This window comes from Cupriavidus oxalaticus (genome assembly GCF_038900635.1).
GTDB classification, from domain to species: domain Bacteria; phylum Pseudomonadota; class Gammaproteobacteria; order Burkholderiales; family Burkholderiaceae; genus Cupriavidus; species Cupriavidus oxalaticus_B.
This window is the reverse complement of sequence record NZ_JAYMRX010000010.1, coordinates 217,890-233,231: the sequence shown is the minus strand read 5'-3', so window position 1 is coordinate 233,231 and position 15,342 is coordinate 217,890. Positions and strand designations below refer to the sequence as shown.

Genomic DNA, 15,342 nt, shown 5'->3' with positions numbered 1-15,342 from the left:
TGGCGAGCAGCGCGAGCGTGATGCCGATGCCGCTGGCGCACAGGGTCGAGACCAGCGCCAGGCAGACGGTATAGCGCGCGCCGAGCAGCACGCGCGCGAGCATGTCCCGGCCCATGTAGTCGGTGCCGAGCCAATGCTGGGCGCTGAGCGGCCCGAAGACCTGGATCTCGCCCGAGGCGGTGGCATCCGGATTGATCAGGATCGGGCCGAGAATGGCAGCGAGCAGCCAGCCGAGGAGGATAAGACAGCCGATCCAGCCGGCGAGCCCTAACCGGGGCAGGCGCGGCCGGCGACGGCGCGCTTCGGCAGCGGCGAGAGTGGCCGGGGCGTGTGTGTTGGAAGTTGTGGACATGGGGTGCGGCTCCTGCATGGCGTTCAGGGCATCAGCGGTGACGCAGACGCGGATTGGCGACGATGCCGCTTACATCGGCAAGCGTGACAAGGGTGAGGTAAGTCGCGCAGAAAATCATGGCGCATACCTGGACTACGGGCATGTCGCGCTGGGCAACGCTGTCGACCATCAGCTTGGCGATGCCGGGGTAGTTGAAGATGGTCTCGATGATGATGACGCCGCCGAGCAGGTAGGACAGGCTGAGTGCCACGGCATTGGCGATCGGGCCGATGGCGTTGGGCAGGGCGTGGAACAGCACCATGCGGGTCGAGGAGGCGCCCTTGAGCCGCACCATCTCGATGTAGGGCGCCTGCAGCTGGTCGATCACCGCGGCGCGCGTCATGCGCAGCATCTGCGCGACGATCACGCAGCACAGCGTCAGCACCGGCATGGCCAGCGAACGCAGCACCTTGTCCCAGGACTCGTCGTTGCCGACATAGGCCAGCGCCGGCAGCCAGCGCAGCTGGACCGCGAACAGCAATACCGCCAGCGTGGCGACCAGGAACTCGGGCACGGAGACCACTGCCACTGCGCCGAGGCTGACGCCGCGGTCGAACCAGGTGCCGCGATAGACGGCCGCGAGGATGCCGAGGCCCAGCGCCACCGGCACCGAGATCAGCGCGGTCAGGCCCGCCAGCAGCAGCGAATTGGGCAAGCGGCTGCCGATGGCCTCCGACACCGGCATGCGGGTGGCCAGGGACTCGCCGGCGTCGCCAGTCAGCAGGCCGCCCAGCCAGTGGACGTAGCGCACCGGCGCCGGTACGTCCAGGCCCATCTGGCTGCGCAGCGCGGCCAGGGCCTCAGGGGTGGCGTCTTGCCCGAGCTGTTCCTGGGCGGCGTCGCCGGGCAATACCGACGTGATCGCGAAGACGATGGCCGAGACGGCCAGCAGGGAGATCAGCGCCAGCCCGACACGCCGCGCCAGCAGACGAAATATAAACAGATTCATGGGGTCTCCTTCTAGTTAATCAATCGGGCCGCGACTTTCGATCCTGGCGAATGGTCCGCCCCTCAGGTCGCTCAAATGGCATCCCCGACGGGTTGCTCTCAACAGAGCACGCGGGAACTACTGCCAGGATCGGCGTTCTTTAAATCGCCAGTGGGTGTATCCGCATTCATGCAGCCAGTTGCAGGCCGGCAAACATGGACGCGACAGGTCGCGACGGGCTGTTTTGGCCGCGTCGCCCGGGGGAAAAATTCTTTACCTGACTTGAATCCGCTTCAGAAAATCTCGCGTGTTGGCACCGCGACTCCGGGCACTGGTGCTCGGCCGGTCGCAGGCAAAAATGCGCCCGCGTCCGGAGCGCGGGCTTTCCAGGCTTCGCTGGTCAAGCGTCGAGCCAGACGTGTTCCGCAAACGAATAGCCCATCAGACCGCCCAGCGGGATGGGCGACAAGCCCTTGAGCTTCGTTGAATGCGCATCGATACTGGACAAGAACAACGGGATCCCGATGCCCGCCTCGGCATGAATCATGGTTTGCATATCGGCATACATCTGCTTGCGTTTGGCGAAGTCAGTCTCCGCACGCGCGCCTAGCAGAAGTTGGTCGAACTGCGCGTTCTTCCAGCGCGACTCGTTCCAGGGCGCATCGGACTTAAAGAACTGCGTGAGAATCGTATCGGCGCTGGGGCGCGGATTCACATTGCCGAAGCCGACGGGGCTATTGAGCCAGTGGTTCGACCAGTAACCATCGGCCGGCATGCGCTTGATGTCGAGTTCCAGGCCGACGCGTTGGGCAGCCTGTTGCAGCATCAACGCCATCTCGACCGAATACAGCGCCGCCGGCGACGTCACCACCGGCACCTTGCCCGTCACGCCGGCTTTGCGCAAATGGAACTTCGCCTTCTCCGGATCGAACGGCCGCTGCGGCAGTTCCTTGAAGTAAAAGCGGTTGGTGGGGTCGATTGGCTGGTCGTTGGCAATGACGGCATTGCCGAGTGCGATTGCCTGTTTCATCTGCTCCCGGTCAAGCAGATACTTCATCCCCATGATGAAGTCCGGATTCGTGCCGGGACCGACGTCCTTGCGCAGGATCAGGTCGGTGTATTGACCGGACCTGGTGATCAGTAGCGCGTATCCAGGCGTACCCTTGATACGGGCCACGGCGCGCGGGTTCACCATGGCCACCAGGTCCATTTCGCCAGACAGCAGCGCATTGACGCGCGCGCTTTCGTCGGCGATGCCAACGAACTCGATCTCGTCGAGGTACGGCTTGCCCGGCTTCCAATATGCCTCGTTGCGCACGGCAACGGTGCGCACGCCGGGCCGGAACTCCTTGATCTTGTAGGGTCCGGTGCCGATGCCCGCGCTGAAGTCGGTAGTGCCTTCCTTGACGATCTGGAAATGAGACGTCCCGAGGATCACCGGGAGATCGGCATTCGGCTGGGTCAACACCATGGTCACTTCGGCGGGACCGGTGGCCTTGACGCTCTCGATCTGCTCCGCAAGCACCTTGCCCTTGGAAGCGGTGGCAGGATCCTTGTGACGCATGACCGAGTACACCACATCAGCGGGCGACAACGCCTTGCCGTCATGGAATGTCACGCCCTTGCGCAACGCGAATACCCAGGTCTTCGCGTCGGTGGTATTGAAGGACTCCGCCAACGCCGGCCGCGGCGTCAGGCTGGCGTCGAGCGAGGTCAGGCCGTTGTAGACCATGTTACAGCGCACATAGTCGTTCTGGTTCGCCTGCTTGGCAGGATCCAGCGTATCGGACGCAGCTGCGGTGGCAGCGGCCACGCGGATGCGTCCGCCGCGCCTCGGCGTCTGTGCATGAACCTCGACCGCCTGACTGGCCAGGCTACCGGCCAGCGTAGCTTGCATGCCGCCCGCCAGCAGCGCCTTCAACACATCGCGCCGGCTGGCGCCGCGCGTGAGCCCGTCCAGGACACGAAGGCTTTCACCGGGACCGACAAGGCTTGCAAACTCGTTACAGCGACCCTTCATGGTTGTACTCCTGGCTTAGTGGATAGGTCCAAGCGAAAGCGTCGAGATGGGGCGATTCAAGCATGCGTCGCCACGCCATTTATCGGGAAACGGGCGACAAGGACGCGTAATAGATGCGGTTTTAAATAGCGCCGACGGCAGTTAGTGCGGTCAGGATTGGGTGTCGCCATCCCTTGCCGTAAAATCGATCAGCACGCTCTTGAAGCGCAGATTTGCTTCCACCGCCTGGCGTCCGAGATCCTTGCCGATGCCAGATTGGTGATAGCCGCCGGTCGGGATGACAAAGTCCGCGCTGCGCCCGTAGCGGTTGATCCATACCGTGCCCGCGGAAATGCCGCGCATGGCGCGCAGGGCCCGGCCAATGTCCGCGGTATGAACGCCCGCAGCGAGGCCGTAGTGCGCGTGCGCGGCAAGCGCCAGCCCTTCCTCTTCATCCTTGAAGGTTTGCACCGTCAGCACTGGGCCAAAGATCTCTTCCAGCACCGCCGGATTGTCGTCCCTCACCCCTTCGATCAGTGTGGGCCTGACGAATGCGCCGCCAGGACCGCCGTCCACCAGGCCACCGCCACAGCGCAATCGAGCGCCGGCGCCGCGCGCACGCTCAACGATGTCGAGAATGCGCGACGCCTGCGTCTCCGAGATAATCGGCGACAGCGTGGTGGCATCATCCCAGGTGGCGCCGGGACGCAGGGAAGCGAAGCGGGCGACGATGCGCTCGACCAGCGCTTCGGCGATGCCGCGTTGCACAATCAGCCGCGAGCCGGCGACGCAAACTTGCCCGGCATTGCCAGTAACGGCGCCGGCAATGATGCCGGCCAGCCGGTCAAGATCCGGTGCATCATCGAATACAAGCTGAGGACTCTTGCCGCCCAGCTCCAGCGTCACGGGCTTGGGACCCTGTAACGCGCACGTTGCCATAATCGCGGCCCCCGTACGCGTCGATCCCGTGAAGGTCATTTTCGAAATCAGCGGGTGGCGCGTCAGCGCATCTCCCGTCGTCGCGCCGTCACCCTGCACCACATTGAACAGGCCCGGCGGCACGCCGGCTTCGATGGCCAACTGAGCCAGGCGCACCGCGGAGAATGGCGTCAGTTCCGAAGGTTTCAGCACTACGGCGTTGCCCGCGGCAAGTGCGGCACCGACCTTCCAGGACACCATCACCAGCGGGAAATTCCACGGCGTGATCGCGCCCACCACGCCATACGGCTCGGCTACCACCATGCCAAGGTGATCATGCTGCGTGGCCGCCACCTCCCCGCCCAGCTTGTCGGCATATTCGGCGAAGAATCGCAGTCCCTCCGCCGTGAACGGTACATCCCAGGCGGTAGCATCGCGGACCGGCCGCGTCGAGCACACGGCTTCGAGCGGGGCCAGGCAGCCCACATCCGCTTCGATCAGGTCCGCCCATCGACGCAGCACGCGGGCCCGCTCCCGCGGCGCCCGGCGCGCCCAGTCGCTGGTCCGCCAGGCCTTCCATGCGTCAAGCACGGCAGCATCGACCGCGGCGGCTTCGGCCACAGGAAGCTCGGCGTGCACCTGGTTATCGGAGGGACGCCGCACGGCAATACGGCCGGCATCGGGCACGAACTGTCCACCAATGAAATGGCCGGTGGATACGGCGACAGCGCGGGGGTCGAATACTTGCACGGAATGATGGGCGCTTCAGCTCGGCGCCAAGGGTGGGTTGATGCCTTCCATGCTAGACAAGAATGCCCAGAATTTATCTCAGTTAAGGACAGCACTTCCGCATCGAATTGCAAAACTGGCACCCGGCGCAAACGAATCTTCCGAGTTAAGGAGAAACCCCAATGTATTGGGGTTCCCTGGCACGAAAGCTCCTCCCGGATTGCACCAGCACGCCGCCTGGTGTGCCGGGCGAGCGCGCCCTCTTGCAGGCATGGCCGGCGAGTTATCGTCTCGTCCGAAAAAAAACCCGCAGGCATCGCTGCCTGCGGGCAAGGCTTCACAGGGAAGCGGAGACCACCGAAGTACGACGGCAAAGCTCTCCCGCCTAGGCTGGCCGGAAGATTGCATAAACCTTGGCCACATGTTCGCGGCTTTCCCAACTGCATTGCGCGTGCTGCTCGACAAGAAAAATGTCGCCTTGCGAGAACGTTCCGCGCCGGCCCGCGTCGTCTTCGAACGTCACGCTGCCGGCCAGCAGGTGCATCAGCTCATAGTGCGGATAGGACATCGCCCGCCGATGGTACGGCGTCGAATCCCATGTCCCGCAGACGAACTGGGTGTCTTCGGAACGGTAGTCCGTGAAGTTGCGACAAGCCGGCGTTGGCGTGAGCAGCAATTCCGCAGCGGGCGTGCCCGATGGCACCAGCGTCGGTGCTTCCGCGATCGGCAGGACCGTGCGCGCGCCTGGCTGGCTGATGCCGTAGCGCATGAAGATGACCGAAGCCGGGCCATCCGCGGACCAGCCGAACTCGGCGTCGTGCAACAGCATGGCGCTGCTGCCCTCGCCCAAGGCAATGGTACGGCCCTGCTGCGTCAGGATCAGCCTGCCTTCGCTGACAATGATGAATTCATCCGCCGGCTGTCCCCTCACCGTCCCACTGCCGGCATCGAGGCTGATGACGCCGACGGTGACTGGCCCCGGCGGCAGGTCCAGCAGGCGGCGGCTGGAAAGGAAGTCGTTTTCGCCGGATGGCCGGGGGAAAGGAATGCCCAGCGCCTGGTCTTGCGCAAACGCGCGCAGATCGACAAATGAAGGGGGTCTGGCGCGCAACGTGGCGCCCGGCTGTATGCTCGACATGACGTGCTCTCGCGATTCGTGAGGATCAGGCTGCATTGGTGTGGCTCGCACGATCCCTGGATAGGAAGACATGGATCCGCGCAGGCGCTGGCCGCGCTCATGGAGAATTACAGCACCATCGTGCCTGCGGTATATCGTGTTCAGATGGGCTTCAAACCTACAAGCCGTTGCATTTGGGCTCTGAATCAGCATGATTTGCTGCAGCCATCCCCCGCTTGCGTGGGATGGGCACCGGCCGTTCCTTAACGTGGGACGTGGCCGGTGCGCACACAAACCGATGGCAGGGGCATGGTTTTAGCAATGGATGCGGTCTGACACCGGCTCGACGGCATAAGCCTGGCGTCCCGAAGCGGATGCTCAGGCGAATATGTGGAATCGCATTTTCCGGCCCGGCCCTCCGTAAAAGGCATGGCGACTATGGCAAGATGGATTTTCGTACTCAAAGGAAGACGCCATGCCCAGCCACGACAGCAATGATTCAGTGACCTACCGTGCAATGACCGAACAGGACGTGCCCGCGGCGTATGCCTTGTCGCAAGCGCTGCGCTGGCCCCATCGGGCCGAAGACTGGCAATTCGTGCTGCGCCTCGGAACGGGCTTCGTCGCCGAAGAAGGCGGTACGGTGATCGGCACCGGGCTATGCTGGAAGCAGGGACAGCAGGCATCGCTGGGAATGATCATTGTGTCGTCGGACCATCAGGGCAAGGGCATCGGCAAGGAACTGATGCGCCTTGTGCTGGAAGTGCTGGGCGATCGCACCACGCTGCTCAATGCAACCCGGGCCGGGCAGCCGCTATATGAACGCCTTGGCTTTGTTGCCACCGGCACCATCCACCAGCATCAGGGCACCATGAACGCCGTCGGCCCGGTTGCACTGGCGGCAGGGGAACGGCTCCGCCCGTTCGGGCCGCGCGATATCGAGGCGGTGACTGCACTGGCAAATCGCGCTACCGGCATGTTCCGCAGCGAACTGATGAAGGCACTGTTGCCCATCGCCGAAGCTGTCGTACTGGAACGCAATGGCGAAGCTGTCGGATTTTCGGTCTTGCGCCGGTTCGGCCGAGGCCATGTAATCGGGCCGGTGGTGGCCTCCGACAGCGAGCGCGCCAAGGCCTTGATCGCCCACTGGGGAGGCGCCTGCGCCGGATCCTTCGTACGTGTGGATGTCACCGGAACCAGCGGCCTGCAGGACTGGCTCGCGCAGGCGGGATTGCCTCAAGTGGACACCGTGGTGGCCATGGCACGCAATGGCGTGCCGCAGGCCGATAACGCGCTGCAGCAGTTTGCGCTGATCAACCAGGCGCTTTGCTGAGCCATGCCCACAGCCGGCCCCTTCTTTGAATTCAAAAATAGTACTTGAGGAGCATCGAATGTCGAGCAGTCATGCCGCCGACGAATCATTGTGGGAGCGAGTTCGCGACGCTTATCCCAGGCAACAGCCGTTGCTGAATCTCAACAACGCTGCGGTCAGCCCACCGCCGCTCGTTGTCGAACAGGCGATGATCGACGCCTATCGGCTGATCAGCCAGAATCCGGACGTGAACATGTGGAGCAAGCTCGACGCTGCGCTCCCTTCCATCAAGCAGCAGCTTGCGGAACTTGCCGATTGCAGCCCGGAAGAAATCGCATTGAACCGCAATGCCTCCGAGGGCCTGAGCACGGCGATCTTCGGCATACCGCTCACCGCCGGCGACCAGGTACTGATTTCGGCGTGGGACTATCCAAGCGTGCGGGCGGCATGGGGCCAGCGGCAGCAGCGGGAGGGCATCGAGGTAGTCTCTGTGGACTTTGCACTGACGGCAAGCGATGAGGAGATCGTCGAGTCGTACGAAGCCGGCATGACGCCGAAGACCCGGGTGCTGCAACTCACCCACATGTTTCACTGGAACGGCCGCGTCTTGCCGGTGAAGCGCATCTGCGAGGTGGCGCGGGCCAAAGGGATCATCACGATTGTCGATGGGGCCCAGTGCTTCGCGCAGATGCCAGTCAGCTTCCGCGACCTCGACTGCGACTACTTCGTGACAAGCCTGCATAAGTGGCTGGGAGCGCCGGTCGGCAACGGCATGCTGATCGTCAGGGCAAGCCGGATCGACAGCACCTGGCCGTTGCTGGCGCCCTTCGATCCGCCGCCGCTGCGCATCGACAAGTTCGATCACTGGAATCTCGGCACCTACAACTCCGCCATACAGGCCGGCATTGCACCCGCGATCCGCTTCCATCGCGAACTTGGCACGGCGAACATCCACGCACGGCTGCGCGAGCTGACGCGCTACTGGATCGACCAGGTGCGGGACCTGCCGGGCTTCCAGTTGTACACACCGGTGGATACGGACAACCTGGGTGCAGTGAGCCTGTTCTCCATCGAGAATCTGGACGCCAAAACCATCGAGCAGGCACTGCGGCAGACCCACGCGGTGCACGTCAAGTTCCGCCAGGTCAGGCATGTCGCCGGGCTTCGCGTATCGCCGCATATCTATATGCTCAAGCGCGATCTCGATGTCTTTGTGAATGCACTCAGGCAGGTCGTCAGGCAAAGCTGAGCCTGGCAGCAGGTGGCGGCGTGGCAGGCTGGGGCGCCCCGCCCCGCCATGCAGCCCCTACTGCCGGTCCGACGAAAACTCGGAGACAAAGGCGGGCGCTTCCTCCATACGGTAACGCCCATCCTGGCTCACGTAGTACATGACGCCGTGGCCCCTGCATGCAAAAGTCACGCAGCAGGAATGCTCGAAGCGTCCGAAGCGGGTGATGCCGATGCCCGGCGCACCGCGCCACTCCCATATGCGCTGTTCCTCGATGCAGTCCAGAACGCGATGCTGTGTCTTTGGATGCATGGAGGAATTGAGCATCATGCTGACGTAGCCAAAGTCACCCAGCGCGGGGTAGCGCTCCCGCATTGCCACCCAACGTTGCTTAGGAGACATTGGCACTCTCCCTGTCCTGCCTGATTTTATCCGTCTGCTGCATTGCTTTTGCTTTCAGATCACGATTCCAGTGTCCGCGTTTGGTCCTTTCGCGCATAAGCTTGGACTAGATGGCGTTCGTCACACGTATCGCTTCGTGTGGCCGCTGTTGAATCGACCGGTTAGCCGCGCGGGCCGGGCCCATGGTGCGCAACGCACGGTCGGCAGCCTGGATTACCGGGCTTGCCTCAATTGATCGAGGATCGCCGGGTCTTCCAGGGTAGACAGGTCCTGCGTGATTTCCTCCCCGCGCGCGATCAGGCGCAACAGCCGCCGCATGACCTTGCCCGACCGGGTCTTGGGCAGGTTGTCGGCAAAACGGATCTCCCTGGGCTTTGCGATCGGGCCAATCTCCCTGGCCACCCAGTCACGCAGTTCCCGGGCCATTTGCTGCGCAGCGTCGCCCTGGGGGCGGACACCTTTGAGCACCACAAACGCGCAGATCGCCTCGCCAGTTGTGTCGTCCGGCTTGCCGACCACGGCGGCGTCGGCCACGTACTGGTTCGCAGCGAGCGCGGATTCGATCTCCATGGTGCCCATACGGTGTCCGGAGACATTGAGCACGTCGTCGATGCGCCCGGTGATGCTGAAATAGCCGGTCTGGTCATGGCGCACCGCACCGTCGCCAGCCAGGTAAAGCTTGCCGCCAAGGTCCTGCGGGAAATAGCTGGTGCGGAACCGCTCCGGGTCGCCCCAGATGGTGCGGATCATGGATGGCCACGGGCGCTTGATGACCAGGATGCCACCTTGCCCATGGGGCAGTTCATTGCCGGCTTCGTCCACCACGGCCGCCATGATGCCGGGCAGCGGCAACGTGCACGATCCCGGCTGCAGCGGCATCGCGCCTGGCAGCGGGCTGATCATGTGGCCGCCGGTTTCGGTCTGCCAGAAGGTATCGACGATCGGGCAACTCCCGTTGCCCACGTTCTGGTGGTACCACATCCAGGTCTCGGGATTGATCGGTTCGCCTACAGACCCGAGCAACCGCAGGCTGGACAGGTCATACTGCCCGGGGTGCACCGACGGATCCTTGTCGCAGGCCTTGATCAGCGCCCGGATCGCCGTCGGGGCCGTATAGAAGATGGTGGCGCGATGCTTGCTGGCCATCTCCCAGCACCGCCCCGCATTGGGATAGGTCGGCACACCTTCGAACACGATCTGCGTCGCCCCGACCGCAAGCGGACCGTAGGCAATATAGGTGTGGCCGGTGATCCAGCCGATGTCGGCGGTGCACCAGAACACGTCAGAAGGCTTGATGTCGAAGGTCCACTTCATCGTCAGCATTGCCCACAGCAGATAGCCGCCGCAAGCATGCTGCACGCCTTTTGGCTTGCCGGTGGAACCCGAGGTGTAAAGGATGAATAGCGGATGTTCGGCGTCAACCCATTCCGGCTCGCAGGATGCGTCCCGGCCGGCGACCAGGTCATCCAGCCACAAGTCACGTCCGGCAATGAAGCCGATGTCGGCGCCCGTGCGGCGGTAAACGACGACGCGCCGAACCGTCTCGCAACCGCCCAGGGCCAATGCTTCGTCTACGATGGCTTTCAGCGGCAAGCGCTTGCCGCCGCGCACCTGTTCGTCGGCCGTGATCACGGCCACCGCGCCAGCGTCGATGATGCGCTCGCGTAGCGACCTGGCCGAGAAGCCGCCGAACACAACCGAATGCACGGCACCGATGCGCGCACATGCCTGCATGGCGGCAATGCCCTCGATCGACATCGGCATGTAGATCACCACGCGGTCGCCCTTGCCGATGCCAAGCGCACGCAAGCCATTGGCAACCTGGCAGACCTTGGCGTGAAGCTGCGCATAGGTGATCCGGCTGACCTCCCCCTCGTCCGCCTCGAAAATGATTGCCGTCTTTCCGGCATTGCCATTTACCAGGTTGCGGTCCAGGCAGTTGTACGAAACGTTCAGTTCGCCGTCCTCGAACCAGCGGTAGAAGGGAGCATGGTCCTGGTTCAGCGTCTGGGTAAACTGCTTGTGCCAGCTGATGTTGTCGCGCGCATGCCGGGACCAGAAGCGTTCGTAGTCCTCTTCGGCCTCGGCGCACAGCGCCCGATAGGCTTCCATGCCGGAGATCCTGGCTTGCTTCACAAAATCCACGGGAGGGTGAAAGAGCCCGGAGTCCTGGTTCAACGGGGCGATGTTGGACATGGCTATATCTTTGAGCGAATGGACGGCTGTCAGCTGATGAAGATTGCACGCCGATCAGTCAGCGCGCTGTTTGTGCTGACTGATCGAGGCCTAACCCCGGGGATTCAGCTTTCACCCCCGGGGTCGGCGCGAATGGGACGTGCGTTCAGAACTTGTGGCGAATGCCAACGATCGCGCCAAACTGGTTGGCACCCGGGCGAACCGCTTCGCTGCTTGCACCGAGCTGGTCATTGAACCCGACCACACCGAGATTGGATTTGCCGCGGTTCAGCGAGTACGCAACCGAGGTATAGATATCGGTGCGCTTCGACAGCGTATAGTCGATCAGCGCGACGAATAGCCACGGATTCCCGGCATTCCCCTCACGCAAATTCTGATAGTACGCAGAACCGGTGACCGACAGCGCCGGCAACACCTGGTAGCCAACCCCGAACCAGCCGAGGTTTGACACCGTGTTCGTCACGGCAACGCCAGGCAGCGTAGCCCCGTTGAACGCATGCGCGTAGCGATATCCTGCGTAGAGCCTGGCCTGACCGAGTGTGTAGGTGCCGGCAACCGCGGCCCGGCGGATCAGGCTATCGGTCGAAAGCGCGGTGGCGGCGGACCGGTTAGACTGGTCGTAGATGGCGCCGACCGAGAACGGGCCGCCGTCATAGCTGAGAGCCAGCGAGTACGAACGTCCGTTGGTGAAGTTGCCTGCCACCTCCTGGTTGTTGCTGTTGAAGCTGTACAGTGCCGTCACGCTCAGCCCGCCGAACTTGCCCATGTATTTCGCGGAGTTGTCGGCGCGTGCTCCGCCCATGTATGGGTCCTGCGCACCGGAGGAATAACGGGCCGCGATGGCCATCGGGTCGTAGTAGACGCCAAAGTCAAAGAACGGGGTCGTGTGCCGGCCCAGGGTCAGCTGGCCCCATTGGTTCTTCAGGCCAACGTAGGCTCCCCGTCCGAACAGACGGCCACCTTGTCCCGACGTGCCGGTATCAAGGTTGAACCCGCTTTCGAGCAGGAAGATGCCGCTCATTCCACCACCGAGGTCTTCCACACCGCGCAATCCCCACCGCGATCCGGACTGGTTCCCCGACTGCATGGCCCAGAGATTGTGGCTCTGCGCACCCGCAGGCACGGTACCGGTCGAGGCCACGGCGTGGTTGAGATACTCGATACCCACATCGGCAACCCCATACAGCGTCACGCTGGATTGCGCATATGCGGCGGAGCCAGCCAGCAAGGCGGCCGACATGGCCAGCAGCTTCAATTTCATGAAATTGTTTCCTCGAATGATGGCAAGCATATTGTTTGCCTTGCCTGAAATTGGCCGGCAAATTCTGCTTTGCTTTTTTTTGACAACCGCAAATACGCAGCGACACTACCGCTGCAAATCTATCCGAATCAATTCTTCCAACCTGATCCGTCCACACCGCGAAATTCTATTGATTCGATGCGCATGAGCTGTGGCTGCGCTGCATGTACGCACCGCACTCAATATCCTCGCGCGCGGTCCACGAGCCCGATAAGCGGCTCGCCGCGCTCGAAACGGCGGATGTTTTCCAGCACGGCCATGGTGGCCGTGTCCGGTCGCGTAACACTGGCGATATGCGGCGTGATCCAGACCCTGGGGTGGCGCCACAATGGATGGTCGGCAGGCAGCGGCTCCGGGTGAGTCACGTCGAGAATGGCATCGCCAAGCTGACCTGTATCGAGTGCCGCCATCAGATCGGCATTATTCAGCTGCTGCCCGCGCCCGACATGCACGAGCCCGGCGCCGCGCGGTAATGCGTTGAACACGCGGCTTCCCAGCAACCCGCGCGTTTCCTCGGTCAGCGGTAACAGGCAGACGAGGATATCGGTGCGCGCCAGGAAGGCGTCAAGGGACTCGGCCCCGGCGAAACAGATGACCCCTTCGATGCTGCGCTCCGACCTGGCCCAGCCGGCACAATCGAATCCGAACAGCCGCAGGCGCTCCAGCAGCGATTGCCCCAACGAGCCCAATCCCAGCACGCCAACGCGCCGCTCATGCGCAGCCCGGACCTGCAGCGGGTGCCACAAGGCCTGTGCCTGTTGCCGGCGATACGCCGGAATATCCCGATGCAGTGCGAGGACCGAGAACATGGCGTACTCCACCATGCCTTCGACGATACCCGGCTCGATCATCCGCACCAGCGGCACGTCGGCAGGGATCGCGCTCAGGTCGAACTGGTCGATGCCGGCACCGGTCGAGAACAGTACCTGGAGGTTGGGCAAGCATTGCTGCAGGTCGTCCGGCGGTACCCAGGCCACCAGGTATTTGACCTTTTCCGGATCGCCGATGTCCGGCCAGATGCGGAATTCAAGATCGGATTGCTCCCGCGCAAAGATCTCAGCCCACTGGCGGCCTCGCACCGGGTCAGCCTTGTAAAGAAAAGCGTTCACGTGATCAGTTTCCTCTGTTCGAATGCATTGATGGCGCAACTGAGGGGCGGAGCCGGCAGCGCCGTGCCATCTGCCACATCACGCGTCGAGCCAGACGTGCTCGGCAAACGAATAGCCCATCAGTCCGCCAAGCGGGATCGGCGACAAACCCTTCAGTTTCGAGGAGTGTGCATCGACACTGGCGAGGAACAAGGGGATACCGATGCCCGCTTCAGCATGGATCATCGTCTGCATGTCGGCATACATCTGCTTGCGCTTTGCAAAATCCGTCTCAGCCCGCGCCGCGAGCAGCAGCTGATCGAACTGCGGGTTCTTCCAGCGCGATTCGTTCCACGGTGCATCGGACTTGAAGAACTGCGTGAGAATGGTGTCGGCGCTGGGGCGCGGGTTCACGTTACCGAATCCAACGTGGCTGCTAAGCCAGTGGTTGGACCAGTAGCCGTCGGCAGGCATGCGCTTGATGTCGAGGTCCAGGCCCGCGCGCTGCGCGGTCTGCTGCAGCACCATCGCAATCTCCACCGAGTACAGGGCGGCCGGCGAGGTCACCACCGGCACCCTGCCCGTCACGCCGGACTTGCGCAGATGGTATTTCGCCTTGTCCAGGTCGAAGACGCGCTGCGGCAGGTCCTTGAAGTAGAAGCGGTTGGTGGGGTCGATGGGCTGGTCATTGCCGATGACGGCGTAATCCAGCGCGATTGCCTTCTTCATCTGCTGACGGTCCTGCAAGTACTTCAGCGCCATCACAAAGTCGGGATTGGTGCCCGGGCCAACATCCTTGCGTACGACCAGGTCCGAGTACTGCCCGGATTGCGTGACCATCACAGAGTAGCCTGGCGTAGCCTTGATCCGGGCCACGGAGCGCGGATTGATCATGGCCACCAGATCCATCCCCCCCGACAACAGCGCGTTGATACGCGCGCTGTCGTCGGCGATGCCGACCAGTTCGATCTCGTCGAGGTGGGGCTTGCCAGGCTTCCAGTAGGCTTCGTTGCGCACGACCAGGGTGCGTACGCCAGGCTTGAACTCTTTGAGCTTGTAGGGTCCGGTGCCGATGCCGGCAGAGAAGTCGGTGGTACGGTCCTTGACGATCTGAAAGTGCGACGTCCCCAGGATCGCCGGCAGGTCGGCGTTGGGACTCGTCAACACGACGGTGACCTCGTTCGGGCCTGTGGCTTTCACGCTCTCGATCTGCTCGGCCAGCACCTTCGCTTTGGAAGCGGTGCCGGGGTCCTTATGGCGCATGATCGAATAGACCACATCAGCCGGGGACAACGCCTTGCCGTCGTGGAAGGTCACGCCCTTGCGCAGCGTGAAGACCCACGTCCTGGCGTCCGTCGTATTGAACGATTCGGCCAGGGCGGCACGCGGCGTCAGGCTGGCATCGAGCCAGGTGAGGCCGTTGTAGACCATGTTACAGCGCACATAGTCGTTCTGGTTCGACTGCTTGGCCGGGTCGAGCGTATCCGAAGCGGCTGCCGTGCCGACGGCCACGCGGAGTCGGCCGCCCTTCATCGGCGTCTGCGCGTGGGCCGTGGCGGCCGCGCCGGCCAGGCTCCCTGCAAGGGTTGCCTGCATGCCTCCCGCCAGCAGCATCGCAAGAACGTCACGCCGAGTCGCGCCGCGCTTGAGCAGGTCCATCACCCGAAGGCTATCGCTGGGACCGACAAGCTTCTCAAACTCGTTGCGGCTATCGTTCATGGTTGTGCTCCTTTG

General features: G+C 63.0%; 11 protein-coding genes and 1 pseudogene. 2 read left to right on the top strand and 10 right to left on the bottom strand.

Annotation, left to right across the window (positions count from 1 at the left end):
- The 5 genes and pseudogenes from VSR71_RS18305 to VSR71_RS18285 all read right to left on the bottom strand — a co-directional run.
- A pseudogene (locus tag VSR71_RS18305) lies at positions 1-352 on the bottom strand (ABC transporter permease); the annotation flags it as partial.
- 31 nt (positions 353-383) lie between these two features.
- Positions 384-1,340: an ABC transporter permease gene (locus VSR71_RS18300; protein ID WP_342915257.1), complete on the bottom strand. Its 957-nt coding sequence runs from the start codon at positions 1,338-1,340 to the stop codon at positions 384-386.
- Between the two features lie 379 nt (positions 1,341-1,719).
- Positions 1,720-3,339, bottom strand: coding sequence for an ABC transporter substrate-binding protein (locus VSR71_RS18295; RefSeq protein WP_342915256.1), 1,620 nt, complete (start codon positions 3,337-3,339; stop codon positions 1,720-1,722).
- A gap of 150 nt (positions 3,340-3,489) precedes the next feature.
- Entirely contained in the window at positions 3,490-4,986 is a 1,497-nt protein-coding gene (locus VSR71_RS18290; RefSeq protein ID WP_342915255.1) for an aldehyde dehydrogenase family protein, read from the bottom strand.
- Between the two features lie 364 nt (positions 4,987-5,350).
- Positions 5,351-6,295 (bottom strand): cupin domain-containing protein, encoded by a 945-nt coding sequence (locus VSR71_RS18285; RefSeq protein WP_342915254.1) that lies wholly within the window; start codon positions 6,293-6,295, stop codon positions 5,351-5,353.
- 262 nt (positions 6,296-6,557) lie between these two features.
- Between VSR71_RS18285 and VSR71_RS18280 the strand changes: the two genes are divergently transcribed.
- Positions 6,558-7,415 (top strand): GNAT family N-acetyltransferase, encoded by an 858-nt coding sequence (locus VSR71_RS18280; RefSeq protein ID WP_342915253.1) that lies wholly within the window; start codon positions 6,558-6,560, stop codon positions 7,413-7,415.
- Positions 7,416-7,473: 58 nt separating this feature from the next.
- Positions 7,474-8,643, top strand: a complete 1,170-nt coding sequence (locus VSR71_RS18275; RefSeq protein ID WP_342915252.1) for an aminotransferase class V-fold PLP-dependent enzyme — start codon at positions 7,474-7,476, stop codon at positions 8,641-8,643.
- Between the two features lie 57 nt (positions 8,644-8,700).
- Here the strand turns inward: VSR71_RS18275 and VSR71_RS18270 are convergent, their stop codons facing one another.
- The 5 genes from VSR71_RS18270 to VSR71_RS18250 all read right to left on the bottom strand — a co-directional run bounded on the left by VSR71_RS18270 (position 8,701) and on the right by VSR71_RS18250 (position 15,327).
- Positions 8,701-9,024, bottom strand: coding sequence for a hypothetical protein (locus tag VSR71_RS18270; protein ID WP_342915251.1), 324 nt, complete (start codon positions 9,022-9,024; stop codon positions 8,701-8,703).
- 213 nt (positions 9,025-9,237) lie between these two features.
- Positions 9,238-11,220, bottom strand: coding sequence for an acetate--CoA ligase (gene acs / locus VSR71_RS18265; RefSeq protein WP_342915250.1), 1,983 nt, complete (start codon positions 11,218-11,220; stop codon positions 9,238-9,240).
- A 145-nt stretch (positions 11,221-11,365) separates the two neighbouring features.
- Entirely contained in the window at positions 11,366-12,481 is a 1,116-nt protein-coding gene (locus VSR71_RS18260; protein WP_342915249.1) for a porin, read from the bottom strand.
- Between the two features lie 218 nt (positions 12,482-12,699).
- Complete coding sequence (locus VSR71_RS18255; RefSeq protein ID WP_342915248.1) at positions 12,700-13,668, bottom strand: glyoxylate/hydroxypyruvate reductase A; 969 nt, start codon at positions 13,666-13,668, stop codon at positions 12,700-12,702.
- Positions 13,669-13,707: 39 nt separating this feature from the next.
- Entirely contained in the window at positions 13,708-15,327 is a 1,620-nt protein-coding gene (locus VSR71_RS18250) for an ABC transporter substrate-binding protein (RefSeq protein WP_342915247.1), read from the bottom strand.
- Positions 15,328-15,342 lie beyond the last annotated feature (15 nt).